Origin of the sequence: Capnocytophaga sp. oral taxon 329 str. F0087 (assembly GCF_000213295.2) — a bacterium.
Lineage (GTDB): Bacteria > Bacteroidota > Bacteroidia > Flavobacteriales > Flavobacteriaceae > Capnocytophaga > Capnocytophaga leadbetteri_A.
This window is the reverse complement of record NZ_KN389984.1, coordinates 58,570-83,072: the sequence shown is the minus strand read 5'-3', so window position 1 is coordinate 83,072 and position 24,503 is coordinate 58,570. Positions and strand designations below refer to the sequence as shown.

General features: G+C 37.8%; 24 protein-coding genes and 1 tRNA gene. 8 read left to right on the top strand and 17 right to left on the bottom strand.

All coding sequences use genetic code 11. The annotated features are described in order from the left end of the window. The 7 genes from HMPREF9074_RS00870 to sufD all read left to right on the top strand — a co-directional run. Window positions 1-1,071, top strand: a 1,071-nt coding sequence (locus tag HMPREF9074_RS00870) for a hypothetical protein (RefSeq protein WP_034539278.1), incomplete at its 5' end; no start/stop codon positions are given. Continuing rightward, entirely contained in the window at window positions 1,068-2,261 is a 1,194-nt protein-coding gene (locus HMPREF9074_RS00865) for a GmrSD restriction endonuclease domain-containing protein (RefSeq protein WP_009389540.1), read from the top strand. The genes HMPREF9074_RS00870 and HMPREF9074_RS00865, both read left to right, overlap by 4 nt. After that, the gene (locus tag HMPREF9074_RS00860; RefSeq protein ID WP_009389541.1) at window positions 2,254-2,853 is read left to right on the top strand and encodes a HEPN domain-containing protein; all 600 of its coding nucleotides are present in this window, start codon (window positions 2,254-2,256) and stop codon (window positions 2,851-2,853) included. Before HMPREF9074_RS00865 ends, HMPREF9074_RS00860 begins: the two co-directional genes overlap by 8 nt. Further along, complete coding sequence (locus HMPREF9074_RS00855; RefSeq protein ID WP_009389542.1) at window positions 2,828-3,604, top strand: TdeIII family type II restriction endonuclease; 777 nt, start codon at window positions 2,828-2,830, stop codon at window positions 3,602-3,604. The genes HMPREF9074_RS00860 and HMPREF9074_RS00855 overlap by 26 nt, the downstream gene beginning before the upstream one ends. An 11-nt stretch (window positions 3,605-3,615) precedes the next feature. Further along, on the top strand, window positions 3,616-4,353 hold the full coding sequence (gene sufC / locus HMPREF9074_RS00850) for a Fe-S cluster assembly ATPase SufC (protein ID WP_009389543.1): 738 nt from the start codon (window positions 3,616-3,618) through the stop codon (window positions 4,351-4,353). A 13-nt stretch (window positions 4,354-4,366) separates the two neighbouring features. After that, the gene (locus tag HMPREF9074_RS00845; RefSeq protein ID WP_009389544.1) at window positions 4,367-5,227 is read left to right on the top strand and encodes a hypothetical protein; all 861 of its coding nucleotides are present in this window, start codon (window positions 4,367-4,369) and stop codon (window positions 5,225-5,227) included. 57 nt (window positions 5,228-5,284) lie between these two features. Then, on the top strand, window positions 5,285-6,586 hold the full coding sequence (gene sufD / locus HMPREF9074_RS00840) for a Fe-S cluster assembly protein SufD (RefSeq protein WP_009389545.1): 1,302 nt from the start codon (window positions 5,285-5,287) through the stop codon (window positions 6,584-6,586). A 68-nt stretch (window positions 6,587-6,654) separates the two neighbouring features. Here sufD and HMPREF9074_RS00835 read toward each other — a convergent pair whose 3' ends face one another. Continuing rightward, window positions 6,655-7,434 (bottom strand): SDR family NAD(P)-dependent oxidoreductase, encoded by a 780-nt coding sequence (locus tag HMPREF9074_RS00835; RefSeq protein WP_009389546.1) that lies wholly within the window; start codon window positions 7,432-7,434, stop codon window positions 6,655-6,657. Between the two features lie 100 nt (window positions 7,435-7,534). Here HMPREF9074_RS00835 and HMPREF9074_RS00830 point away from each other — a divergent pair, with 100 nt between their 5' ends. Next, complete coding sequence (locus tag HMPREF9074_RS00830) at window positions 7,535-7,990, top strand: methyltransferase family protein (RefSeq protein WP_009389547.1); 456 nt, start codon at window positions 7,535-7,537, stop codon at window positions 7,988-7,990. A gap of 20 nt (window positions 7,991-8,010) precedes the next feature. Here the strand turns inward: HMPREF9074_RS00830 and HMPREF9074_RS00825 are convergent, their stop codons facing one another. From HMPREF9074_RS00825 to HMPREF9074_RS00750, 16 genes are all read right to left on the bottom strand, one after another. Beyond that, the gene (locus tag HMPREF9074_RS00825) at window positions 8,011-8,820 is read right to left on the bottom strand and encodes a TrmH family RNA methyltransferase (RefSeq protein ID WP_009389548.1); all 810 of its coding nucleotides are present in this window, start codon (window positions 8,818-8,820) and stop codon (window positions 8,011-8,013) included. Between the two features lie 62 nt (window positions 8,821-8,882). Then, window positions 8,883-9,080, bottom strand: a complete 198-nt coding sequence (locus tag HMPREF9074_RS00820; RefSeq protein WP_009389549.1) for a hypothetical protein — start codon at window positions 9,078-9,080, stop codon at window positions 8,883-8,885. A gap of 94 nt (window positions 9,081-9,174) precedes the next feature. Beyond that, on the bottom strand, window positions 9,175-10,941 hold the full coding sequence (gene sppA, locus HMPREF9074_RS00815) for a signal peptide peptidase SppA (protein ID WP_009389550.1): 1,767 nt from the start codon (window positions 10,939-10,941) through the stop codon (window positions 9,175-9,177). 48 nt (window positions 10,942-10,989) lie between these two features. Then, window positions 10,990-11,700 (bottom strand): phosphoadenylyl-sulfate reductase, encoded by a 711-nt coding sequence (locus HMPREF9074_RS00810; RefSeq protein ID WP_009389551.1) that lies wholly within the window; start codon window positions 11,698-11,700, stop codon window positions 10,990-10,992. 8 nt (window positions 11,701-11,708) lie between these two features. Further along, a complete protein-coding gene (locus HMPREF9074_RS00805) occupies window positions 11,709-12,491 on the bottom strand; it encodes a DUF3298 and DUF4163 domain-containing protein (RefSeq protein WP_009389552.1) in 783 nt (260 codons plus the stop codon). Beyond that, complete coding sequence (locus HMPREF9074_RS00800; RefSeq protein ID WP_009389553.1) at window positions 12,488-13,192, bottom strand: metal-dependent transcriptional regulator; 705 nt, start codon at window positions 13,190-13,192, stop codon at window positions 12,488-12,490. Before HMPREF9074_RS00800 ends, HMPREF9074_RS00805 begins: the two co-directional genes overlap by 4 nt. 59 nt (window positions 13,193-13,251) lie before the next feature. Further along, a complete protein-coding gene (locus tag HMPREF9074_RS00795; RefSeq protein WP_034539338.1) occupies window positions 13,252-13,779 on the bottom strand; it encodes an acyl-CoA thioesterase in 528 nt (175 codons plus the stop codon). Between the two features lie 13 nt (window positions 13,780-13,792). After that, window positions 13,793-15,070, bottom strand: coding sequence for an HU domain-containing protein (locus HMPREF9074_RS00790; RefSeq protein ID WP_009389555.1), 1,278 nt, complete (start codon window positions 15,068-15,070; stop codon window positions 13,793-13,795). A gap of 22 nt (window positions 15,071-15,092) precedes the next feature. Continuing rightward, window positions 15,093-15,164, bottom strand: a tRNA-Arg gene (locus HMPREF9074_RS00785). A gap of 56 nt (window positions 15,165-15,220) precedes the next feature. Then, the gene (gene purB, locus HMPREF9074_RS00780; RefSeq protein ID WP_009389557.1) at window positions 15,221-16,558 is read right to left on the bottom strand and encodes an adenylosuccinate lyase; all 1,338 of its coding nucleotides are present in this window, start codon (window positions 16,556-16,558) and stop codon (window positions 15,221-15,223) included. Between the two features lie 36 nt (window positions 16,559-16,594). Next, window positions 16,595-17,722 carry a DNA polymerase III subunit gene (locus HMPREF9074_RS00775; protein WP_009389559.1) on the bottom strand — a complete coding sequence of 376 codons (1,128 nt, stop codon included), beginning with the start codon at window positions 17,720-17,722 and terminating at the stop codon, window positions 16,595-16,597. A gap of 22 nt (window positions 17,723-17,744) precedes the next feature. Next, entirely contained in the window at window positions 17,745-18,521 is a 777-nt protein-coding gene (locus tag HMPREF9074_RS00770) for a TerC family protein (protein WP_009389561.1), read from the bottom strand. 157 nt (window positions 18,522-18,678) lie between these two features. Then, window positions 18,679-20,103, bottom strand: a complete 1,425-nt coding sequence (locus HMPREF9074_RS00765) for a BT_3987 domain-containing protein (protein ID WP_009389562.1) — start codon at window positions 20,101-20,103, stop codon at window positions 18,679-18,681. A gap of 63 nt (window positions 20,104-20,166) precedes the next feature. Next, a complete protein-coding gene (locus HMPREF9074_RS00760; protein WP_009389564.1) occupies window positions 20,167-21,426 on the bottom strand; it encodes a BT_3987 domain-containing protein in 1,260 nt (419 codons plus the stop codon). A gap of 12 nt (window positions 21,427-21,438) precedes the next feature. After that, window positions 21,439-22,821 (bottom strand): glycoside hydrolase family 18, encoded by a 1,383-nt coding sequence (locus tag HMPREF9074_RS00755; RefSeq protein ID WP_009389565.1) that lies wholly within the window; start codon window positions 22,819-22,821, stop codon window positions 21,439-21,441. A gap of 9 nt (window positions 22,822-22,830) precedes the next feature. Continuing rightward, the gene (locus tag HMPREF9074_RS00750; protein ID WP_009389566.1) at window positions 22,831-24,486 is read right to left on the bottom strand and encodes a SusD/RagB family nutrient-binding outer membrane lipoprotein; all 1,656 of its coding nucleotides are present in this window, start codon (window positions 24,484-24,486) and stop codon (window positions 22,831-22,833) included. Window positions 24,487-24,503: the final 17 nt, after the last annotated feature.

Genomic DNA, 24,503 nt, shown 5'->3' with positions numbered 1-24,503 from the left:
GATGTGTATAATGAAACGCACCGCATTACCCAAGCCTTAAAGAAGTTTTTAGCAGAAAAACACATACTTGCTTTTGACGCTGAACTCACTGAAGCACTCAATAATTTCAATAAAGAGTACTTCCCCGTGCCCGACTATAAATACCGCTTACAGCGCAAAGAGATAGATGGCAAAGTATACGGGGCTGAGAAAGAGCAACAGTTCTTACCTATTTATCAGGGTCTCATAGAAAAGTATCACATTCAGCTAAAACAAGCTAAAGCCGATACATTCTTAGACAAGTGGTATATACAGCACGTGCGCGAGGAGATAGATTTTGTGTTTAACCTTATTAAACAGATAGCTAATCCCGCTACCAAGCGTATTATTACTCTTATATTGAGCCGTACCATTCGCAGTTGTCGTGCTACCTCTCACGCCGATTTAGCCACGCTGATAGAACCAGTAACTACCACTTACTATTGTGCCAAACATGGTAAAATGTGCAAACCTTTATTTTTTATATTGAAATGGTGGGAGACCTACACCAAAGATACTATCAAGCGTTTGCAACAATTTAAAGAATTGCGTACTAATACCTACCAAAAGTGTTTACAAGGCGATAGTCGTACTATTGACATCTTTGAGGCATTAGAGCATAAGAACCCTGAGTTTGCTGCTTTGGCAAGAAAGCAGAAGGTAAAAGGTATTTTCTCATCGCCCCCTTATGTAGGGCTGATTGATTATCACGAGCAACACGCCTATGCTTACGACCTTTTTGGTTTTGAGCGCAATGACGATAAAGAGATAGGCCCCCTTTACAAAGGACAAGGGCAGGAAGCCAAACTTATGTATGTAGCCGGTATTGCTGAGGTGCTTACCAATAGCAAACGTTTTTTAGCCGATGATTACGATGTATTTTTGGTAGCCAATGATAAGTACGGCTTATACCCTGAAATAGCCGAGCGAGCAGGAATGTGCATTGTAAATCAATACAAACGCCCTGTACTCAATCGTACCGAAAAAGACAAAAACGCATATGCTGAGATTATATTTCATTTGAAAGAAAAAGATAAAAACATAGAGATATGACTGAAGAATATAAAGAACCTATTTTTGATGGAGATTATGATCAGGATGATTTAGAAGATAACTCTTCTTCAATAGAATATGACATATTTGTTTCTCCAAACGATTTTAATGTAAAAACACTCTTTGACTTTATAGAATCTAGAGTCTTTAAGATACCTAATTTTCAAAGAAATTACGTTTGGGATATTAAAAGAGCTTCTAAGTTGATAGAGTCTCTTTTGATAGGAATTCCTATTCCTCAAATATTTCTTTTTGAGGAAAAGAAAAATAATTTCTTAGTTATTGATGGTCAACAAAGATTAATGACTATTTACTATTTCATTAAAAAAAGATTTCCTAAAAAAGAAAAACGCATCAAGTTGAGAAAAATATTTGATGAGAAAGGAAGTATTCCTGACAATATACTATCGGACAATGACTATTTTACAGATTTTACACTAAATTTACCCGAACAGATTCCTAACAAACCTAATAAATTTAATAAGAAAAATTATTCAACATTAGAAGAATCAGATAAAACCTCTTTTAATCTAAAAACAATTCGACACACAGTGATTAAATCATCAGCTTCTGGCGAAGAGGGTAATAATGTAGTTTTTGAAATTTTCAATAGACTTAATACAGGAGGCGTTAATTTAAAGCCTCAAGAAATAAGAACAAGCCTGTATCATTCTAACTTCTATGAATTATTGTATAAGTTGAATCTGAAAGATGAGTGGAGGAAATTATTATCAACAGAAACTCCAGACATTAATATGAAGGAGGTTGAAATACTTTTACGTGGTTTTGCAATGCTTATAGATAGAGAAAACTATAAACCAAGTATGACAAAATTCTTAAATGGTTTTTCTTTTAAAGCGAAAAAAAATAGTGACGAAGAAAATAAATTGTTAGAAAATATATTTAACTATTTTATTTTACATATAAATTCTTTGGGAGATAGTAAAATCTTTTGGACAAGTAACAACAGATTTAATATTTCTGTCTATGAAGCTGTTTTTACTACTTTATGTGAAAACGCCTATAAAGAAAAGGATGCTTCTAAAATTTCACATACAGAGAAAGAAAAAATAGAGTCTTTAAAAAAAGATGAAGAGTTTATAAAAGCATATTCTCAAAGAACTACAAGTGTAGATAACACACAAAAAAGAAGTGAAATTGCTAAAAGAATATTATTAGGTAATGGATGAGAACAAGACCTCAGTTGATATATTATGGGAAGAAATCACTTCTATTCAAAAAATATTGGAGGAAGCAAAAGAAGGTTCTTCTTTGAATGATTATAATAAAACAATAAGAAAGGTTTTGTTATTATCTTGTGCTAGTTTTTTTGAAGTAGAAATGACCAAAATGCTTAAAAGATATGTAAGAAAAGTTTCTAATAATGATGAAAAACTAGTTAATTTTCTAGAAAAACAAGCTATTAATCAAAAATATCACACACTTTTTAGGTGGGGAGAACCAAATAATCCTGATGGACACTATGGTGAAAAAAAGGAAGGTATAAACCAGTTCACAGGTCTTTTTGGTAAAAAATTTAAAGATTTAGTTGAAAATGAAATTGAGAACAATGAGGAATTTAAAAATGGTAAAGCTTGTTTTATAGAGATAGGACATATTAGAAATATATTAGCTCATAATGATTTTGCTTCATATCTTTTTTATGAAAATAAAACACCAGAAGATATATTTAATTTGTATACAAAAGCAAAATGCTTTATACCAAAAATTGAAGAATTACTAAATATGAAAGAAGATGCTGACCCCACAACAAATAGCTAATGTAGAAAACACACTTAGGCATAGTCTTAGGACAAAGTTTCAGCACTATAACCCTGAGCCTGCGGTAATGCCTTTCCATACACGCTTATTGGGTAAAGACCGTATGGCATTGTTTTCGTTTATTCATTCTTTGAATACTAATTTTGGCACGAGCATTTTTGAGCCTGTGGCTAAATCATTAGCTGAATCTCGGTTTAAGGTTGCTAAACTACAAGCGGTAGCAGGTGATAAGATAAGTGAAAAAGCACAACGGGTTATTCAAGATATTATGGATAATCTTACTGTAAATGGTAAACCTAATAAGATAAATGAAATAGAAGCTATTAGGGCAGTTTGTCAGGAAGGAAAGATGAACACGGTAAAACCTACCAAAGTAGATGTGTGGTTAGAAAGTCATTCAGATGAACTTTTCTTATTTGATATTAAAACAGCTAAACCTAACAAAGGAGGCTTTAAGGAGTTTAAACGCACTTTATTAGAATGGATAGGCTGTGTGTTAGCTGAAAACCCTAACAGAAAAATACATACCCTTATTGCTATACCTTACAATCCGTATGAGCCTAAGCCCTATTCACGTTGGACGATGGCGGGAATGTTAGATTTAGATAACGAGCTAAAAGTAGCCCAAGAGTTTTGGAATTTTCTCGCAGGAGAGAATGCCTATCAGGGTTTATTAGATTGCTTTGAACGTGTAGGTATAGAGCTACACGATGAAATAGATGAATACTTTAAAAAATTCAATAAATTATAAACTCAATTAAAATGCTAATAATAAAAAATCTCCACGCTGGTGTGGATGGCAAAGAAATCCTTAAGGGGATTGACTTAGAAATAAAAGCAGGTGAAGTGCACGCCATTATGGGACCGAATGGAGCGGGCAAATCAACGCTCTCTTCGGTAATTTCAGGTAATGAAAACTTCGAGGTAACAGAGGGCGATATACTGCTAAACGGCGAGAGTCTGTTAGAAGATGCCCCTGAAGAGCGCGCTCATAAAGGTATCTTTATGTCTTTTCAATATCCTGTAGAAATCCCTGGTATATCGGTAACTAACTTTATCAAAACAGCTATCAATGAGAGTCGAAAAGCACAAGGGCTACCCGATATGCCTGCTGCTGAGCTTCTCAAAAAAATACGCGAGAAAGCAGCCCTTCTAGAAATCAATCCTGATTTCCTTTCACGCTCTCTCAATCAAGGGTTTTCAGGCGGTGAGAAGAAACGCAACGAAATCTTCCAAATGGCAATGCTCGAGCCTAAAGTAGCTATTCTTGACGAAACCGACTCTGGACTCGACATCGATGCCCTCCGCATTGTTGCCAATGGGGTAAACAAACTCAAAAATGAAAATAACGCTGTACTTGTGATTACCCACTACCAGCGCCTTTTAGACTATATCGTCCCTGATTATGTACACGTGCTTTCTGATGGTAAAATCGTAAAAACAGGCGACAAAAACCTCGCCTTAGAATTGGAAGCAAAAGGCTATGATTGGCTGAAATAATTAGCAAATTAGTATGGTAATTACTGATTACATAAAAAGCTCAACAAACCCTTTGTTGCCTGAGGCGTTTCAGTTCTTAAAAAGAAAAGACATCTTTGCTATCAACTATAAACATAAGCAAATAGGCATATGCAATAAGTCAGAAGGATTTTCTCTCTACACTTTTGAAAAAGAACTGCTTTGGGAAATCAATAAACCTATTGTGGGAGCTTTATTAGCGATAGAACGCCAGCAAATTTGGCTTGCCCAGCGCCACGATGCTGAACACATCACCATATGGGTGTATGACCTACAAGGGAAGGCTTTGGCGTCTATGCCTATGGACGACGAAATCTACGATGCTAATATAGAGCTGAAAGCATTGCCTAATAATAAGGTGGTTATCACTTTCTATGGCGGACAAGATGGTTGTATGAGCTATCTGCTATCTTTTGAAAACGAAAAACTAAAAGTAGCCAAACAATTGCCTAATGATGTAGATTTCTGCTGTATGCTCAATGAAAAAGAAGCTGTATTCACCAATTTCTACGAGGCAGAGCTTTATGTAATGAGTTATCCATCGCTAAAAACGCTCAAAAAGCACCATTTCTCCGAGGATTGGGGAGCCGTAGCACAACCTTTCAAAGGTGACAAAATACTAATTACTGATATGTATTGCAATCGGCATTACATTTTTGATGTCAGTACCCTCACAGTGGAAGACGAAATCATTTTCAAAGGTTTTGAACCTTATAAAGATGAGGTAGAAGAGTTTTTAGTAAGTGATATCGACGAACTCCACTACCACAACGGTCAGCTGATAGCCTCCTATATGGAAGTAGATAGTGAACGCAATGCCATATACCATTGGCTCATTAGTAAATTAGAATATTAGCCAATGGCTCATTAGCAAATTGACAGCCTGTGTGGCTCGCACTAAAAGATTAAGAAGATGAATTTAAAAGAAAAATGGGTTACTGCCTTCGAAGCATTCCCACATAAAGACGATATACTAAAAGACATTCGCAAGGAAGCCCTTAGTTTCTTTGCCGAAAAAGGCTTCCCTCATAAGAAGATAGAAGCGTGGAAATACACCTCGCTGAGCAAATTGCAAGCTACAGACTACAGCTTGTGGCAGCCCGTAAATGAAAAAGCAACCCTTTCAGCAGAAGTGCTACACGAATACAGTATCAAAGATTGTTACTCTCTGGTATTTGTAAATGGCTTTTATTGTGCTGAAATGTCGAGCAAAGAGATAGCAGGCGTTACCATTACCCCTCTGTTAGAGGCTTTGCACAAAGGTGGGGAGGCGTTTATCAGCAAATATTTTAATACAACTACCGAGAAAGGCGATGTATTTACAGCCCTTAACACCGCTTTTGCCTCTGAGGGGATATATATAGAAGTCCCTAAGGGGAAAGTAGTAGATAAGCCTATACAATTGCTGTATTTCAACGACAGGGGAGAAACCACTTGCTATCAGCCACGCAATATTATTGCCGTAGGCGAAAATGCACAGCTAAAAGTAATTGAGGTACATCAAAACGTATCAAATACCGCTACGGCTATTCTTACCAATGCTGTTACTGAAATATTTGTAGCCAAAGAGGCTTTCCTCGACTATTACAAATTGCAAAACGACCGCTTAACAGCTTCTCTGATTGATAATACCTATATTTCGCAAGAGGCAAACAGTCACGCTAGTGTGCATACTTTCTCGTTTGGCGGAGAACTTACCCGCAATAACTTGAACTTCTATCACCAAGGGGAACATTTAGAATCTACCCTTAAAGGGTTAAGCATTTTGCAAGGAAGTCAGCACACTGACCACTATACATTGGTAAACCACGCTTATCCTAATTGTGAAAGTCATCAGGATTACAAAAGTATTGTAAGTGATGAGGCTACCAATGTGTTCAACGGCAAGATAATGGTAGAGCAAATTGCACAGAAAACGAATGCTTATCAGCAAAACGACAATATTCTCCTTTCTGACAAGGCAACCGTATACACCAAGCCTCAGTTAGAAATCTTTGCTGATGATGTGAAGTGTTCGCACGGGTGTACGGTAGGTTCGCTTAGTGCAGATTCTTTATTCTATCTGCAAACACGCGGAATAGGCAAAAAAGAAGCCTCTGCCCTACTCACCTATGCTTTTGCTAACACGGTATTAGAAAGTGTAAAAATACCAGTTCTTTCAGCCTATATCAATCGTATTATTGCTGAAAAATTAGGCGTAACAGTTGATTTTTAAAGAAGATAGTATTTATAAAAACAAGAAAGGCTGCCCAAAATAGGACAGCCTTTTTTATTTAGTTCTTATTATTCCTTATAAACGTGTATGGCATCTGCTTGATGCATCGGAGTAACAGTAATATCCGTAATTTGAATTTTGTCGGGCAGATTGACGATATAGGCGATAGTGTCGGCGATATCTTCGGCATATAGGGGCGTAATGCCTTTGTATACATTATCCGCTTTCTGCTGGTCGCCTTTGAAACGCACCTTGCTGAAATTGGTCTCTACCAACCCTGGTTTTACGTTGGTTACCTTTATATTTTTGTCCATTAGCTCTATGCGCATCGCATCGCTGAGGGCTCTTACGGCAAACTTGGTCGCGCAATAAATACTGCCATTAGGGTAAGCAATCTCACCCGCTACTGAACCAACATTCACTATTGTGCCTACCTTATCAGTGGCAAGCATCAGCGGAATTACACTATTAGCAATATAAGTAAACCCTTTGATATTGGTATCAACCATCTGGTCTATATCTTCTATGGCGTAGGTATGGAGGTGTTGTAAGCCTATTGCTAAACCTGCATTATTGATAAGCATATTTATTTGTCGCCATTTTTCGGGTAAAGACTGAATATTTTTCGCCACCTCTTGGTAGTTTCTCACATCGAAAGCTAAGGTAATGACCTCTATCGCGTGTTCTTTTTCGAGTTGGGTTTTCAGTTCTGTCAATACCTTAGCCCTACGAGCGCAGAGAATAAGGTTTACGCCCATTTGTGCCAATTTTTCGGCTACAGCTTTACCTATCCCACTGCTGGCGCCCGAGATAAAAGCGATTTTTCCTTTGATACGATTTGTTTCCATTGTTTAAAAATAAATAATTATGCTACAAAGATAATATTTTTTTGTGATTTAGCAAATTACTATTATTTTTGCAGAAAAACTAAATTAGGTAATTTGAAAAATGAAGAGTTTAGAAAATAAAATTCCACCCGCCGTAGTATGGCTTGTTTGTGCACTGATAATGAAGAGTATTGCTTATGTATTACCATTTGTAGCATTACCTCACCTACCTATAGTAGCCGTAGTAATAGCTTTGATAGGCATAGGGGCTGGGATTGCAGGCGTTTGGAGTTTCTATAAAGCAAGGACTACTATCAATCCTCTTGAGCCATCGCAAGCCACTCATTTTGTTTCAGAAGGAATATACAAACTAAGCCGTAATCCTATGTATGTAGGATTGGCCTGCTGTCTTATATCTTGGGCTATATGGTTATCTTATCTTGTACCTTGGTTAGGAGTTGTATTATTTATAGCTTATATGACTCGTTTTCAAATTATTCCAGAAGAACGTGTGCTAAGGCAGAAATTTGGTGATGAATACCAAAACTATTGCCTAAAAGTACGGAGATGGTTGTGATGTTATATAAAAATAAGGCCTTATTTTTTAGCAGTTAGCCTCATTTTCTTTGCCTCGAAGATAAGTACTGCAGCTGCTACCGATACATTCATAGAGTCTATTACGCCTTCCATCGGGATAATGATATTCTGAGTGCTATTTTTAAGCCATTCTTGGGTAAGTCCCTCATCTTCGGTACCTACCACTATAGCAGTGTTCTTTTCGGCAAAAGGCACTTCATAGTAGGGTTTAGAAGCAGAAAGTGCCGCACAATAGATATTAAAATCTTTCTTTTTTAGATAGTCTATTACCTCAGTAGTACTGCCCACAGCTATCGGTACCGTAAATACACACCCCACACTGGCGCGTATGATATTAGGATTGTATAAATCAGTTTTTGGATTAGCTATAATAACCCCTTCTATATTAGCTGCATCAGCAGTGCGCAGCATAGCCCCTATATTGCCAGGCTTCTCAGGAGCTTCGGCTACTAATAATATAGAACGTTCTCTAAGAGCTAGGGCTTCTAAAGTATGAGGGGGCGTCTTAGCTACTGCAATAAGCCCTTCTGTAGAACTGCGGTAACTAAGTCTTTCATATACCTCTTTGCTCAGACGTATTACCTCTATAGGTTTTCGATAGAGCGCTAATAACTGTTGCAAGGCTTCTTCTTTAAAAATTTCAGGCTGAAATAGCAATGTTTCTATATCATAACCACCTTGTATAGCTAATCGTACCTCTCGTGCGCCCTCTATTACACATAAGCCTTCTTTCTTACGCATACGTGCTTTTTCGCTTAAAGCAAATATTTTCTTTATAAGAGGGTTTTGGGTGCTACTGATTTCTTTCATTATTACTATTGTTTTGAAAATAAAAAATGAGGCTATCTATTAGTGGACAGCCTCAGTTTGTATCATTTATCCATAAGCACTCGGCTCTTTAGTAGCTCTGGCTTATTTTTAGTGTAGGCTTCAAGCCAAACTTTCAACTCCTCTACTTCATATGGGAGCAATCTGTCAATTCCTTTTTGTAGCTCTTTGTAAAATAGGTTAGGGTCAAAGCTCACTTTTGATAAAATCATCTTCGTATACTCAAACATTGCGCGTTTCATAACTTTATCTTTTTAGAATTTCACTGTACAAATGTAGTCATTCTAAATATATTATGCAAGTATTACACTGTTAATCTTCTGTTAAAAGTCGTAACTATTTCACAATCAAATCATACTCTAAGCGCGCTTGTATACCTCGTTGATTACTAATGTGTTTTATTTGTTGATACACTTGATAAGCCTCTCTACCCAACTCTTGTTGTAGGCTTTCATTCTTCAGTCTTAATCCGTAGCGGAGTAGTAATTTTTTCATATCCATTTTGTAATGTGGATATGACACAACGCGGTAATTCTCCAACCCGTTCTCTTTAGCAGCATAAGCTATAGCATCATTTAGCGACCCGAGTTCATCTACTAAGCCTTTGGCAAGAGCTTCTTTACCACTCCATACCCTTCCTTGGGCTATAGAGTCTATTTCGGCTACTGTCTTTCCGCGCCCCTCAGCTACTCTGCTTAAGAATACTTTGTATATCTGCTCTACCGATTCAGTCATCTCTTTCACAAAATGTTCTGAAGGCTTCTGGAAATAACTATACTGCAATGCGTTAGGGTGAGTACTAACTGTTTCTGCATTCACTCCCCAGTTTTTCGCTAATACACTAGCATTAGGAAGAGCACCAAACACCCCTATAGAGCCTGTAATACTTCCTGCTTCTGCAAAAATACGCTCCGCATTGCAGGCTATATAATAGCCACCTGAGGCTGCATAGTTGCCCATTGATACATATACTTTCTTTTGTTTTCTGGCAAGGGCTATCTCGCGGTGCATTAACTCTGAAGCCAAAGCATCACCCCCAGGTGAGTTGATGCGCAATACGATAGCTTTTATCTCTTTATCCTTTACAGCCTTACGAAGCGCAGCTATAATAGTTTCGTGTCCTACAATACCTTGGTTGCCTTCTCCCTGCATTATCTCACCATTAGCATAAATCACAGCTATCTTATCTTTCTCTTTGCTCACCTTACCTTTTAGCACGCTTTCGGCATAGTCTTCTATACCAATAAAGTTCACATCATCTATCTCTTTCTTCCCTACCTTTTCGCAAAGTATTTTCTCAAACTCATCTCTGAAAAGCACCCCATCTATCAATCCGTTTTGTTGAGCAAGCTCAGCCGTACGCCCATCTACATTCGTAGCTATTTCATTAAGCTTCTCCACTGATAAATTTCTGCTCTTAGCAATATCAGTTACCAACACATTCCACATAGCATTGAGTAACTCTGTAGTTTGTAGTCGGTTGTTATCACTCATTTTGTTTTCTAGGAAAGGTTCAACAGCACTCTTGTACTTGCCATGTCGTATCACCTCCATCCGAAGTCCCGTTTTTTCTTGTAAATCTTTGTAGAAAAAGATTTCAGAAGAGAGCCCTCGCAAGTTTACATTCCCTAACTGACTGATATATACTTTGTCTGCTACACTTTGTAAATAGTAGTCTAATTGTGATATTTCATCATTATACGCCAAAACAAACTTACCTGAAGCCTTAAAATCCTCTAAAGCACGGCGTAACTCTTGGGCAAATGCTATCCCACTAAGGTTGCCTGCACTCTTTAGGCTAATCCCTTTAATATGAGGGTCTGTTTTAGCTATTTCTATAGCTTGTAGAACAGAATTAAGCCCGTTAAACGATTCTGAGGTATAGTTAAAATCCTCAAAATACACCTGCTCCGAAAAGTCTGTTAGTGGCTCCTGAAAGTCTAATTCTAACACTGTATTATCTTCTACAGTTATTTCCTCTCCTTTTGAAGCTCCTACTGAACTCATCATCACTGAAATAGCGATGAGGAATAAGATAAAGAATACTCCTAAAGAGATAAAGAAACCTAAAATCGTAGCTAATAATATTTTAAAAAAGTTCATAAGCTAAAGTATTTTAAAATGTTGTTTTTCTGTTTCTTATGATAGCAGTTATTTGTGCTCGTGCAAACCGCATTCTTTCTTGCTGTTGCTTTCCCACCACCAGCGCCCTGCTCTGAAGTCTTCACCTTCTTTTATCGCACGAGTGCAAGGGGCGCAACCTATGCTCACAAATCCTTTGTCGTGTAGTACATTATAAGGTATATTGTGCTGCTTGATAAAGGCCTGAGTCTCTTCAAAAGTCCAATGCAACAAAGGGTTATATTTGTATAGCTGATAGGTATCATCCCACTCTAATATAGGCAAATCTTTGCGTGCATTCGATTGCTCTGCACGTAAGCCTGTTACCCATACTTTCTTGCCCGCAAGAGCCCTACTAAGAGGTTCTACTTTGCGTATGTGGCAACACTCTTTGCGCAAGTCTACCGATTTGTAAAAAGATAGGGGACCATTGTCATTTACATACTTTTCAATAGCTTGTGTATTAGGATAGTACGGAGTGATATGTGTATTATAACGTTCATCAGTACTTTCCCATACCGAATAGGTCTCATTGAAAAGTCGCCCTGTATCAAGGGTGAAAATGCTAATCGGAATGTGGTTATCAAGAATTAAATGGGTAATAACTTGGTCTTCCAGTCCAAAACTGGTAGAGAATACTATCTCACCAGCAAAGCGTTCAGCCAAGAAAGCCAACCCCTCTACCTCATTTTTCTCTAATAAACTGTTGTATAGTGATGTTAATTCGTCTTTTAAGTTCATCTTATTTGCTAATCTTCTTTAAATGTCAAATATGGCATAACCTCTTTCATAGGCACTTTTACCTCGAAAGCCGCATCCATATATGAAGCTATCTCAAAAGGCTCATAAAATAGTATCAAGTAATCTGCCGATATACCCATACTCTTCGGAAGATGAAAACCATTACCGTCAAAGCCAAATCCTTTGTCATCAAGAACTTCAATTACTGAGGCTTCTTGTGTTTGTTTGAAATATTTCTCAGCTATAGCAGTTACTTTAGCCTCATCAGTAAAAAGATTTTCATTGGTGATAACCTCTCCATTATCCAAAGCAAAATGAGTGAACACCTTACTTTGTACAGCATTAGCCCCTCCTGTGAAAGAATAACGATTAGACACTAAGGTTAACATTTTAGAGTTCTGCCACATAATACTATCGCTGAGGATAAGCTCATATGCCGGAATTTCAGGAAAGTGTTCGTGTATATTGTTATAGTCACTCATAAAATTCTCCAAAGCTTTTTCTATACTGATATCAACTTGTAGCGTATCGTCGTCATTGCTTAACAAAAAGTTAGCTACTTGAATTTCAATCTCTTTGTTGAAGTTTCGGGCAAACTCACTATTACCTTTGCAGTGCAGATAGTTCAAACTGACTGATAGACAGTCGTCCTCACAGTCGTCTGTACTGCGCTCAATAGTTACCTCTTCAAAACGCAGTTTGCTAAAATATCGGTACAAGAAATACCCGCTTATCAGCAAGAATAAAACAGCACATAATATACCGAGTTTTTTTACACTACTCTTTTTCATAAATCTTTTCCAATATTTATTTTATGATTTTTTTCTTTATTTCTTCCTCCTATGCCTGCTACATATATATTCCTACACACTATAGCCGAAAGGTTCACTTTCTGATCGTTTACCAGCACAGTCATCGAGTTGTCAAAAGGTTCTTTACTAATGATTTCTATTTCATTTTCTAAAGCAATACCTACCTTGTTAAGGTACACCAAAAACTCTTTTGAAGTGTTTTTAACCGCTATACATACCCCTTTATCACCATCATTTAGTTCGCTTAATAGGGTTTTAATAGTAGTACTAAAAACCCCTTGCTCATTAGGAATAGGGTCTCCGTGAGGGTCTCTTTCAGGAAAGCCGAGAAAGGCATCAAGTCGAGAGATAAGCTTGTCAGATTGTATATGTTCCAGCTCTTCTGCTATTTCGTGCACCTCATCCCAAGAGAAGTTGAGTTTTTCTACTAAGAAAACCTCCCAAAGGCGATGTTTCCTCACTATTTGTATAGCTTTTTGTGTTCCTTTTGGAGTAAGCGTTACCCCTTGGTACTTCCTATAGTTTATTAACCCTTTATCTGACAACTTTTTTAGCATATCAGTCACCGATGAAGCCTTAGTATAGAGCAAATCAGCTATAGCAGTGGTTGTAACCTCTGTTTTGCGTTCATCGTAAAGGAGAAAAATAGTTTTTAAATAATTTTCTTCAGATAAGGTCATATTTATAAGTAGGTTTTATAAGAAAAACCGCCACGAAGGCGGTTCCGCTCTATCTTGTTTTATTTTCCGTTTTCGAGCTCAGTAAAAAGAGCTTTCAGCTCAGTAGCATCATGCGGACTTAATTTCCCTGCTAATACTAAGCTCAGCTGTCGGCGCTGCAAGGCCTCTTTATAACGTTCTTTTTCTAAAGCCGTTTCAGGAACAAGCTCAGGTATCTTCACCGGTCTACCATTCTCATCTACCGCTACAAATGAGTAGATAGCTTCAGTAGCTTTAATGCGCTCACCAAACATATTCTCCATCCACACATCTATATACACCTCCATTGAGGTAGAAAAAGCGCGCGAGATGGCTGCCTCCACTGTCACTACACTTCCTACCCTAATACTGTGGGTAAAGGCTACGTGGTTTACTGATACAGTTACAGTTGCACGATTAGAGTGCCTTTGCGAGGCAATACTAGCAGCTCTGTCCATACGAGCTAATAATTCACCACCAAACATAGCTTTTAGGTGATTGGTTTCACCAGGCAGTACCAAATCTGTCATTATGGTACGTGAGTCTGAAGGGGTCTTTTTAGGCGTCATTTTGTTATTCATTTTATTGGGTTAGTATCCAGCCACCGTCAAGTTTTTTCTCTTCTTTAGCTTCTTTTATTTCTTTTTGCATCAGTTTAGCCTCATCCATACTATCAAAACCACCATAACTTACCTGATACAATCCTTTAGCGTTGAGGCCTAACACATAAGCATTTTTATAGCCTAACTTTTGTAGCTGTCTAGCACGTACTTGTGCATTCTTCTCTTCTTTGAAAGCCCCTGCTATTACTTGGTATTTCTTAGCCGCTAAGACAGCATTATTCATCTTGCCCCCTGCTGAACTACCTCCAGAAGCATTGCTACCTCCCGTTTGAGTAGGGGTACTAGCTACTTCTCCACCATTAGCTTTTTTATCTTTTTCAGGCTTACCATTAGTGGTCTCAGTCTTATCTTTTTCAGGTTTATTGTCTTTGCTCTTCACCTTTTCAGCTTGCAGTGCTACCGTAGGCATAGTGATAGGTGGCGTAAAAATCCCTGCTTCACTCAGTTTTTGGTTCAAACGTTCTTGCACAAGGCTATCGGTTACCACAAACTGGTTATCAGTGGTACCATCTGCTACTACCTTCTCATTGAAAAGTCGATAAGCACCATAAGCCAAAATAATAAGACCCACTGCTGCTACTGCCGAATACTTAATATAAGGGCGTAGTTTGAAAGGTTTCATCTCTTTCGGGTCTTTTGCCGCTTTAGGGGCTTTTTCTTTTTTGGCTTTCTTAGGGGCTTCTGCCGGAGTAGGTACCACCGGAGTCACTTGGCTAATCGGACTCTCTATTGCAGTAGGCAACTCCTCTTCTGGCGGAAGAGTATGTGAAGTGTTTAGTGTAGGTTTTATCTGATTTTCACTTATTTGCAAATCTGATGCAGGCACTTCGTGAGGTATAAAAGGAGCCATACCAAACGAATCAGTTAGATAATTCACATCATCTACAGGCGTAAATGATATACGCCCCTCGCCTATCTGGCGTAGTGTGCCTATCTTGTCTAACACCAAAGGCTGATCTTGCTGAAGAATGCGTTTCCACCCTTCTACAGCTAAATTTACGTAATCCTCTACAAGGTTATAATCTATCCCCGATTGTTCTGACACGTATTTTATAAGCAAACCGTCATTAGAATTGAGGCTAGGATTAAAAGTGAGTTCACGCTTCGGTGGGTCGAATGTTTTATCATCGCCCATCGTAGCTGATTTTCTATTAGAAATAAAGGCCCCAAATTTAGGAATAATCACACATTGGTGCTTGTAGAGCAATTCTTCTATGTAAACGTTTAGGTCTTTCATAAGTCAAACAACTTAAACTAAGTGGTCTTGCCAAGAATCGAACTTGGATCTAAAGTTTAGGAAACTTCTATTCTATCCGTTGAACTACAAGACCTACAATAGCATATTTTTTGCAAAAGTACAAAAATAATGATAAGTAACAAATTTTATTTATAAAATCACTCCTATATAGTTCTCTGGAGTTATCTGTTTTAGTTCTGCTTTTACCGTCTCATTAACTTCTAAAGTATCAATAAAATGGCCAATAGTTTCAGCAGTGATAGCCTCATTAGTACGCGTAAGTCCTTTTAAGGCTTCATACGGATTAGGATAGCCCTCACGGCGCAACACGGTCTGTATAGCCTCAGCAACTACTGCCCAGTGGTCTTGTAGGTCATTGCGTATAGCAGCCTCATTTAGCAACAGTTTGTTCAGCCCTTTTAAGGTAGATTGCAAAGCGATAAGGGTATGTCCAAAAGGTACTCCTACATTGCGTAGCACAGTGCTATCAGTTAAATCGCGTTGTAGGCGCGAAATAGGCAACTTAGCAGCCAAATGCTCAAAAAGGGCATTCGCTATACCTAAATTCCCCTCTGAATTTTCAAAATCAATAGGATTTACCTTATGAGGCATAGCCGATGAGCCTACTTCTCCTGCTTTTATCTTCTGTTTGAAGTAATCCATCGAAATATATGTCCATATATCGCGATTTAGGTCGATAAGTATCGTATTAATGCGCTTAAGGGCATCAAAAAGAGCCGCTAAATGGTCATAATGCTCAATTTGAGTAGTGGGAAATGAGTGATGCAATCCCAACACTTTTTCTACAAAGTGCGTACCAAAGACCTTCCAATCGATAGAAGGATAGGCAACTTTATGAGCGTTGTAGTTACCTGTAGCCCCCCCGAATTTAGCAGCATAAGGCACAGCTCTCAAACTTTGTAGTTGCGCTTCTATACGAGTAACAAACACCTGAAACTCTTTGCCTAAGCGAGTGGGTGAAGCCGGCTGACCGTGAGTGCGTGCCAGCAGCGGAATATCCTTCCACTCGGCTACTAATTGTTGCAGTTTATCTATAAGAGACTGTATTTCAGTGTAATATACAGAATTCATCGCTTCTTTGATGCTGAGTGGTATAGCTGTGTTGTTAATATCTTGCGAAGTAAGCCCAAAATGGATAAACTCTTTGTATTTTTCTAATTGCAGATAGTCAAACGCTTCTTTTATGAAATACTCTACTGCTTTCACATCGTGATTGGTAGTACGCTCTATCTCCTTCACTTTCTGTGCTTCTGCAGTTGTAAAATTTTGATAGAGTTTCCTAAGTGCCTCATATTTTTCTTTAGGAAAATCTGTGAGTTGCGGCAAAGGAAGCTCACAAAGTGCAATAAAGTATTCTACTTCCACACGCACGCGATAACGAATCAGAGCCTCTTCTGAAAAATAAGGTACTAAAGTTTTTGTTTTATCGGCGTATCTGCCATCAATGGGTGATATTGCTTGTAGCATAATAATTAAATGATTAAAGGTTAATGATATAGCTTATTACTGACGGGTATGTAACAATCGAGTGAGTTTAATGGCAACATCAGTAAAGATTACCTTACCATTGCCGTTGCGCTCTACGTGAAAAATAGCCTCTTCTATCAACTGATATATCTGCTCTATATTATTGCCGTGAACAAATGGTGCGAACTTGCGCAAATCAAAGCTCGGGTCGTTAAATTGAATATATACTAAATCAGTAGCAGTGTAGTTTAGCAAAAACGCTTGCCTAAAAACCTCTACACAATACAGCAAAAATTGCTTTTGTACCTCACGCCCCACGGTATTTACCTCTTCACTCCATTGTAGTAGCCCTTGTATGGCAGCTTTGTTGCCTTTTGCTCTGTAGGCACTCCGCACCCACGCTATAAACCAACGTTCAAATACCGCTTCTTCATTCTCTTTGTTTTGCATTAGCTGCAAGGCTTTGTTATAGTTACCTTGCGAGCGTATAGCTATTTTAGTAGCCTCAGCCTCTGCGACGCCCTTTGCTATAAGTCCCTCTCTGATAGCATTCTCGCTCAATGGAGGGAAGCGCAGTATCTGGCATCTCGACTTAATGGTGTCGAGCAACGCATTCTCATCTTCTACTATCAACAGGAATAAAGTCTTCTCTGCGGGCTCTTCTAACAACTTCAGCAATTTATTAGCCGAATCGACATTCATTTTCTCTGCCATCCAGATAATCATCACTTTATAGCCTCCCTCAAAAGATTTGAGGGCTAATTTATTAGTAATTTCCTTCGCCTCATTCACCCCTATAACAGCTTGTTTTTTCTCTATACCCAAAAAGAGCAACCAATCAAACAGACTGCCATAAGGCTGTTCTTTAATAAAAGTGCGCCATTCATCCATAAACAGTGAACTGACGGGGTCTTTTTTCACTTTATCGTTGGTCGAAGTTGGGAAAGCAAAGTGCAAATCAGGGTGCGCTAATTGAGCACATTGGGCTATGGCTTTAGGGTTGTTTTGGCTAAGTACGAGGGTCGCATAGGCGATTGCCATTGGCAAAGCCCCTTGTCCTTCGCTGGCTACAAACAGCTGAGCGTGAGGTATGCGCCCTGCTTCCACGCTCGCTTTCAAATAGCCTTTGATAGTATCGTATCCTAAAATATCTTTAAAGTCCATCTGCTAATTTACTAATAGGTGATTAGCTTTTTCTTCTCATTCGCATATTCAAAAACTCTACACCTAATGAGAAAGCAATCGCAAAGTACAAATACCCTTTAGGCACAGCTCCCACCTCTTGCCCCGCCAACACGGCTTCTGATAGGTGCATACTTTCAGTTATTAACATAAAACCAATAAGTATCAAAAACGAAAGCGCTAATATCTGAATAGACGGATTTCTATTTACAAATTCACCCACAGGATTAGCAAAAAGCATCATTATACCTACAGAAAGCACCACAGCAGTTATCATTATATAGATAGCTCCTCCCAAACCATTGGTCATACCTACGGCAGTTAAGATACTATCAAGCGAAAAGATAAGGTCTATCAGCAATATCTGAGCAACAACTCCTCCAAACGAAGCGTGCTGCTTGCGTTGTGGGTTATCCGATTCGGTTACGTGTTCTATATGATTCACCTTAGCGTGAATTTCGCGAGTAGACTTGTAGAGCAAGAAGATGCCTCCTGCCAATAAGATAAGGGCTTGTCCGTTAAAATGAGCGCTAAACCACCCCCAATCTACCGAGATAAGAGGATCTTTAAGCTTTATCAATACTGAAATACCCAATAGCAGGGCTATACGCAAAAACATTGCTAAGAAAAGCCCCACACGCGTAGCTTTTTTGCGCTGTTCTTGAGGCAACTTACCTGTAACTATTGAGATAAATATCACGTTGTCAATCCCTAAAACTATTTCTAAGAAAGTAAGGGTAATAAGCGCCACAAGCGCATCTGCCGAAAATAAAAAATCCATAAATTGATTAGCATTTTGAAAGTGCAAAGATAAAAACAATTAGCTAATTAGCAAACTTGTCAATTAACAAACAACCGCTTTTACAAGAAAAACTCTTATAAAAGCGGCTGTTTTTATTAATCAGAAAATTTTATTCAACAAACAATTTATTTTGATATTAGAAAAATACCATTTCGTGAATATCTATATATTGGTTTTGAGAGTTTTTAAAGTAACCTATATATAGTTCGTCTGTTTTAATCGGTTTATCAAACTTAAGAATTAATATACTTGGGTTATATGTTTCTGAATAAATCCCTTGTAGAACATAAGGCTCTGAAGAACTAGCTGAGGCAAAAACCTGCATTTCTTGTATTCTCTTTCCTGGTGTTCTCTGATATATCTTAATACCATTGATAACTGTTTTTTCTGTAAATACTACCTGTACATAAGGTTTTTGATCATCATCTTGTATAGAAGCATCTATCCACCAAGGATTACCCATCACATCACCATCATGCATTTTATAAATATGACCTGATTGGTAATTTGTATAGAAATTATATTTAGAAGGGCTAATATAGCTGCCAGTATAGTTGCGTATTCTTCTAATTTCATTATCACTTGGTACACCATCACTGCTTACATCAATAGTTACTAAAATAGGGGTATCAAGTACTTGATGTGCAGTTCCTGAAGCATCATAAGCCATTAACTTCAAAGGTAGTACATATTTTCCTTTAGTGGTTAAAGTTTCTATGTTTTGCAAAGTGAATGAAATAGTACCTTTAGCTATATTTTTAAAATCAACCTTATTGATAGTTGCTATTATATTATTTGGTGCTAAGGTTTGATTTGTAGTATCAGTTACAAGACCATTATCTCTCACTAATCCTAGTGAAATAGCTGCAGGAATAACATCTGAAGGAGTAACTACCACGCCAACTTCTTTGTCAGTCATATATGTTTTACCATCATCTTTTACAACAGCTTCTTTAAGAATATTACTATTAGCAACTTGGAAAGTAACACCTTTAGGAAATATCTTTACCACAAAAAGGTCTTTTCCACTCATAGTTTTCACATTATCATTATCTGATGCTTTTATTATAAATGGTAAAATCACTTTTTGGCGAAAATCAGATTTATTAGCCACTTTTATTTCAAAAGTAGTGGTGGTAGTACCTGCTGCTATAGTCTTCTCTGCTGTTGTAATTTCAGCTAATGAAGCTTCTCCTAACTCATATCCTATATGTTTATCTTTTACTTTATCATATAGAGTAGCATCATACGCTAAAGACACTTTCACATCTTTAGCAGAAGGTCTAGAAAGTTTAACTTCTATATTACGTGTGCTTTTTTCAGTAATCGTAAAACCTTCTAACGTAAGCATAGGGCTTTCAACTACGCCTGTAGCAGGTAATGCATACTCAAAGCGAGGGTCATAGCCAATACGAGTACGAATATCATCATTAACGATATCGTTATCGATTTGCCAGTTAACATTATCGTTCTTCTGAATGGTAATTTCGTCCTTTTTACAAGCTACCAAAGCTACCATACCAAGAGCAACTATAAAACTATTGGTTATAATTCTTTTCATTGTATTTCTTTTTTTTAAAGAGGCTATGCTTTTCTTTAAAGAATAGCCTCTTTATTGTTAGTATTATTGTTCTGTTTCTAAACCTTCAGCAGGGAATTTCACATTTTCTGTCCATTCTATGCCGTTTTCAAATTCAGTAGCGTCAATATCTTTCACGTAATTACCACCATCTTGTACCCCACTACTATATCTTGAAGTTCCTTTTCTATAGATAGTAGTATTATTATACTTGCTCATATCTTTAAAAGCATCTTTTTTATTGATAGGCAAATACACTACTAGTCCTTTAGCGTCAGGGTCAGCAGGTAAGTAGAGACCATCTACTATTTCAGCATCTGTAAGCACTCGGTTCCATACTCTAAATTCGCGGAAATAACGATCTGCAGAATATGATGTTTGAGTATTCTCAATATTGATACGCATACCAGGAGATACTTTCAAGCTAGGACGTTGATAAGTTTTAATAAGCTTACCATTTACATAAAGTTTTAAATATGAATCCTTATAAGTAAAAGTAATTTGACACCATTTATCCTTAGCTATTTCAGAAGTGAGTGCCCAGTCATCAGGGCTGTCTCCACCACCGTTTTTCACTTGTATTTTTCCTGCATCAATACGAGTATAAGGTAACATTGGGCCTTGGAAAAGCGACATATTTACATTCACACCATTATATGCGTGAAATTCTTTAAATAAGAATAATCCTTGTACAGTAAACTCATCACTTTCAGGTACATTATCAGCTACTTTTACTCCTAAAGCATAACCTTGAGCTATCTTAGCTACAGAGGTTTTGAACGGACGGCTAAGAGTAACAACTACATCTTTATTAGAAAGTATAGGTAGTGAAGCTGAAACGATACGCAAAGGAATAGCGTATTTTACCCCCATAGGATAAGTATCTTCATCCAGCGGACGTACTTTAACTCCTATTTGGGCAGAGGTTTGTCCTGGTTTGATTGTAACTTTCAAAATACCATTGTTAGAAGAGTTGGAAACATTCCCCTCTTCAAATAAAGTGTATTCTGAAGCAGGCAACATCTTATAAGAAGTTGAGTTCTTTTCGTTGTATTCTGCAAAGAAATCAGTAGCTGCTACAGTAATGGTTTCTTCCTTACTTCTTAGGTTAGAGATACGAACCTCAAACTTAGTACTACCTGACTCAGTAGATTTAGGAAAACTAATACTTGCATTATTGTTATTCATATACACAGCCGAAGTATTACCTCTAGTGCTGCTATTATTGTCAGCGTCTAATTTTTTCTGACAAGCGGTTACCCCCATAAGTAGGGCTAATCCAGTTATTTTAACTATATTTTTCATCGTTCTTATCTTTTAAGGGAGAATAATTGTAGGTTCCATTTCTTTATATCCTGAATAATCCTCACGTGGGTTTGCCAAACGGATAGCCTCGCGTGTCCAAGCATAGTGCAAATACTTTCTTTTTATATTATTATCTTTTAGATATTGTTTAAAGAAATTATCACTCTCATTAGTTACTGCATAGTCACTTTGTCCGTGGTAAGCACCTAAGCCCCATACTTTTCCTGCTTTTACATCTTTACCTTTTTGTATCATCACGCGGAAGTTACCAGCTTGATAGTTGGCAGAAGTTGAGTTGTAATAAGGGCCTCCTAACATTGGTGGATGAGAGCCATTCATATTCACTCCATTCACACTATAATCTTGCATAAAGTGCTTATCAAAGTAGATAGCAAAAGCATTATTAGCTATATCTAATGGGGTTTGAGAGTTTCTACCAAATATAGGCGGTACTCCACAAGGCACGTCTGCACAGAAATAATAACGCTTAGTAAGGTAATTAGCTGGCAGATAAGGTTTAAACTCATCTATATACTCTTTTTCTTTAGCGTGATAACCAGCAGTAGAGGCCTCGAAAAGAGCTTTTAAGTTAGCTTGGCGTTCTGCTTGTGTTTTCACTAAATGGTCAGCTCCTACTGGGCCAAAGTATTTAGCCATCTCTTTTACAAAGTTAGCTATATTCTCATAATTATTATCAGAAATCATCAAAGGAGTTCCCTCTCTAGTCACTGAGCCGTGGTCACCACAAGTTTCCCAGTCTACATCATAACCATCAAAATCCATAGCTATAATATAGCGAGCGAGCTCGCGTGCATAAATAGCAGGCCATTGCTCATAACATTCTGGATAAGGATACTTATTGTGGAAGTTCTGATATCCACTTACTCCTTCTTTGGTAGCAGGCAATCCTAAACCTACACCTGGTGTTTGCCAGCACATCAAGATAGCGCTTCCTTTTTTATGGAAAATTTCAATATCTTTTTTGTGATTGTCAGTAAGGGTTTCAGGACGCATATTGGTACCTCCCCATATAGAGATAGCTACTACTGAGTCTGGCACAGCTTGTAACCAACCACGTGCTATTCCTTTTACTGGTTGCCAAGTAGGGCCATCAAACCAGAAGTATACCATAGGCACTTGTCCTCCTGCTTTACCAGTATTAAGCCATGCTTTTTCTTTGTACTCACGTAGTTGTTGCCAATAAGCCTCAAGCGCTTTCTTATTTTCTACAGTGCGTTCTGCTTCAGCTACCCATTTAGCGGCATCACGCTTGTTTATAAGGTCTTCTATAGCTGCTTTTTCAAAGTCATCACGCATCGTCTCAGTCTCTGTCCACTTACTACAAGAAGTAAGAGTAACTGAAAGTGCTAATAGTGTGTATATTATCTTTTTCATAGTATTAAATTATTTTGTCTTTTTATCCCACCACACATTGGTTGCAGCATTATCAGTTCCTCCTAATAACGCTTGTGCAGCTGTAACGTTTTCTCTGTTCAATTCAAATTCTTTTTGAGGGAAAGGATAGCGACGTACACCATATTCTTTTCCTGATGATGATATATTTTGGCTTCCTTTGTTGCTCAAATCAAAAGGTACTCCAAACATTCTTGGGTAGCCAGTGCGTTTCCATTCACTCCAAGACTCAAAACCGTTAGGATAGTTAGCTAAGTACTTCTGAGTAATTATTTGCTCTAGTTTTTCTTCTTCACTACCGCTTGACATCCATTTTTTGTCAATAGTACTAACAGCATTCGCATTGTAAGAAGAGTTCTTAGGGTCTATGTAATTAGCAGGTGAAGCACTTGTATTGTAATAAGCTTGTGCAGCTGAACTAGTAAGACCATTTTCTGTAAATGAAAGTTCTATACCTTTTTTATACAAGTTTTCAGCAGTATCATTAGTATACCAACCTATTAAGGCTGCTTCTGCAAGCAAGAATTGTACTTCTGAAGCGCGTAGCCAATAAGTAGGTGTATTATTCACCACAGTAGGTTCTGAGTATTTCTCATATACAGTAGCATCAGTTATAGGGTTGATACCAGAGCGCACAGCGTAGAAATCAGTTTGATTAGTGCCTGCTGTATTCTTAGTAAAATACTTTTCAGTACGAGGGTCGTTATATCCTACTAAATAAGAGTAAATAGTGGCACCCATTTTTAGCTCTTTATATCCAAGCATAGTTACCAATGAGTGGTGGAAAATATACTTGCTGCTAGTTACTAATTTACCTGCTTGGTCATCATTTTCTATAAGCCCTCCTGTACTAGTAGTTGCTTTAGTGATATATTGTTTCGCCAATGCAGGATCTGCATAACGTACACGCATTGCTAAACGTAGCATTAATGAGTTGCCCAAACGTATCCATTTAGAAGTATCACCACCGTATACAGGGTCATACTCTTCCAATACTTTGTTACTAGCTCCATACTGATTAAGTGTAGTTACCGCTTCATCTAGCTCATGCAAGAAAGAACGATACACTTGTTCTTGGCTATCATATTTAGCTTTTACCTTACCAGGCTCCATATCACTATAAGGTATAGGGCCAAAAAGGTCAGTAGCACGGTGCATACCCATTATTTTCACTATTTGCGCTACAGAGTAAATCGCTTGGCTACTAATATCCTTACTTTCGTACACCAATCTACCATTAACAGTTTTCACATTATGGGTTTGGGTTTTCATCTGAAAATAAGGGTTCATTATCTTAACAAGAGTCGAAAATGTACCATTCAAACGAAAATCTGACAGATAATAGCTGGTTTGGTTATTACCGCCATCCCAGTGGTTACGACCTGGTGAAAAATACCCCACCCAGTTATCTGTACTCATATTCTGAATTACTTGGTAGTCATTGGCAGGCCCAGTACCAGTACCTGTTGGGATAGGAAGACTTACTAACTCAGCAAAATATCCTCCTGACGACATACCGTCTCTACTAGCCTGCTCATCTGTAGGCTGTAGCTGATTGGTATTTACCTCTTCAAAATCCTTAATACAAGAGGTAAAAAACACACTCGATAAAGCTATAATGGCTATATGTTTATTCAATATTTTCATTGTCGTTGTTTTTTTAA

Excerpts from the sequence above, each read along its gene's own strand:
- HMPREF9074_RS00830 (WP_009389547.1), top strand. The coding sequence starts at position 7,535 with ATGAAGAGTTTAGAAAATAAAATTCCACCCGCCGTAGTATGGCTTGTT.
- sppA (WP_009389550.1), bottom strand. The coding sequence starts at position 10,941 with ATGAACTTTTTTAAAATATTATTAGCTACGATTTTAGGTTTCTTTATC.
- HMPREF9074_RS00795 (WP_034539338.1), bottom strand. The coding sequence starts at position 13,779 with ATGACGCCTAAAAAGACCCCTTCAGACTCACGTACCATAATGACAGAT.
- HMPREF9074_RS00760 (WP_009389564.1), bottom strand. The coding sequence starts at position 21,426 with ATGAAAAATATAGTTAAAATAACTGGATTAGCCCTACTTATGGGGGTA.
- HMPREF9074_RS00755 (WP_009389565.1), bottom strand. The coding sequence starts at position 22,821 with ATGAAAAAGATAATATACACACTATTAGCACTTTCAGTTACTCTTACT.
- HMPREF9074_RS00810 (WP_009389551.1), bottom strand. The coding sequence starts at position 11,700 with ATGAACTTAAAAGACGAATTAACATCACTATACAACAGTTTATTAGAG.
- HMPREF9074_RS00845 (WP_009389544.1), top strand. The coding sequence starts at position 4,367 with ATGGTAATTACTGATTACATAAAAAGCTCAACAAACCCTTTGTTGCCT.
- HMPREF9074_RS00765 (WP_009389562.1), bottom strand. The coding sequence starts at position 20,103 with ATGAAAAGAATTATAACCAATAGTTTTATAGTTGCTCTTGGTATGGTA.
- HMPREF9074_RS00805 (WP_009389552.1), bottom strand. The coding sequence starts at position 12,491 with ATGAAAAAGAGTAGTGTAAAAAAACTCGGTATATTATGTGCTGTTTTA.
- HMPREF9074_RS00860 (WP_009389541.1), top strand. The coding sequence starts at position 2,254 with ATGGATGAGAACAAGACCTCAGTTGATATATTATGGGAAGAAATCACT.
- purB (WP_009389557.1), bottom strand. The coding sequence starts at position 16,558 with ATGCTACAAGCAATATCACCCATTGATGGCAGATACGCCGATAAAACA.
- HMPREF9074_RS00790 (WP_009389555.1), bottom strand. The coding sequence starts at position 15,070 with ATGAAAGACCTAAACGTTTACATAGAAGAATTGCTCTACAAGCACCAA.
- HMPREF9074_RS00770 (WP_009389561.1), bottom strand. The coding sequence starts at position 18,521 with ATGGATTTTTTATTTTCGGCAGATGCGCTTGTGGCGCTTATTACCCTT.
- HMPREF9074_RS00750 (WP_009389566.1), bottom strand. The coding sequence starts at position 24,486 with ATGAAAATATTGAATAAACATATAGCCATTATAGCTTTATCGAGTGTG.
- HMPREF9074_RS00855 (WP_009389542.1), top strand. The coding sequence starts at position 2,828 with ATGCTGACCCCACAACAAATAGCTAATGTAGAAAACACACTTAGGCAT.
- HMPREF9074_RS00825 (WP_009389548.1), bottom strand. The coding sequence starts at position 8,820 with ATGAAAGAAATCAGTAGCACCCAAAACCCTCTTATAAAGAAAATATTT.
- HMPREF9074_RS00835 (WP_009389546.1), bottom strand. The coding sequence starts at position 7,434 with ATGGAAACAAATCGTATCAAAGGAAAAATCGCTTTTATCTCGGGCGCC.
- sufD (WP_009389545.1), top strand. The coding sequence starts at position 5,285 with ATGAATTTAAAAGAAAAATGGGTTACTGCCTTCGAAGCATTCCCACAT.
- HMPREF9074_RS00800 (WP_009389553.1), bottom strand. The coding sequence starts at position 13,192 with ATGACCTTATCTGAAGAAAATTATTTAAAAACTATTTTTCTCCTTTAC.
- sufC (WP_009389543.1), top strand. The coding sequence starts at position 3,616 with ATGCTAATAATAAAAAATCTCCACGCTGGTGTGGATGGCAAAGAAATC.
- HMPREF9074_RS00820 (WP_009389549.1), bottom strand. The coding sequence starts at position 9,080 with ATGAAACGCGCAATGTTTGAGTATACGAAGATGATTTTATCAAAAGTG.
- HMPREF9074_RS00865 (WP_009389540.1), top strand. The coding sequence starts at position 1,068 with ATGACTGAAGAATATAAAGAACCTATTTTTGATGGAGATTATGATCAG.
- HMPREF9074_RS00775 (WP_009389559.1), bottom strand. The coding sequence starts at position 17,722 with ATGGACTTTAAAGATATTTTAGGATACGATACTATCAAAGGCTATTTG.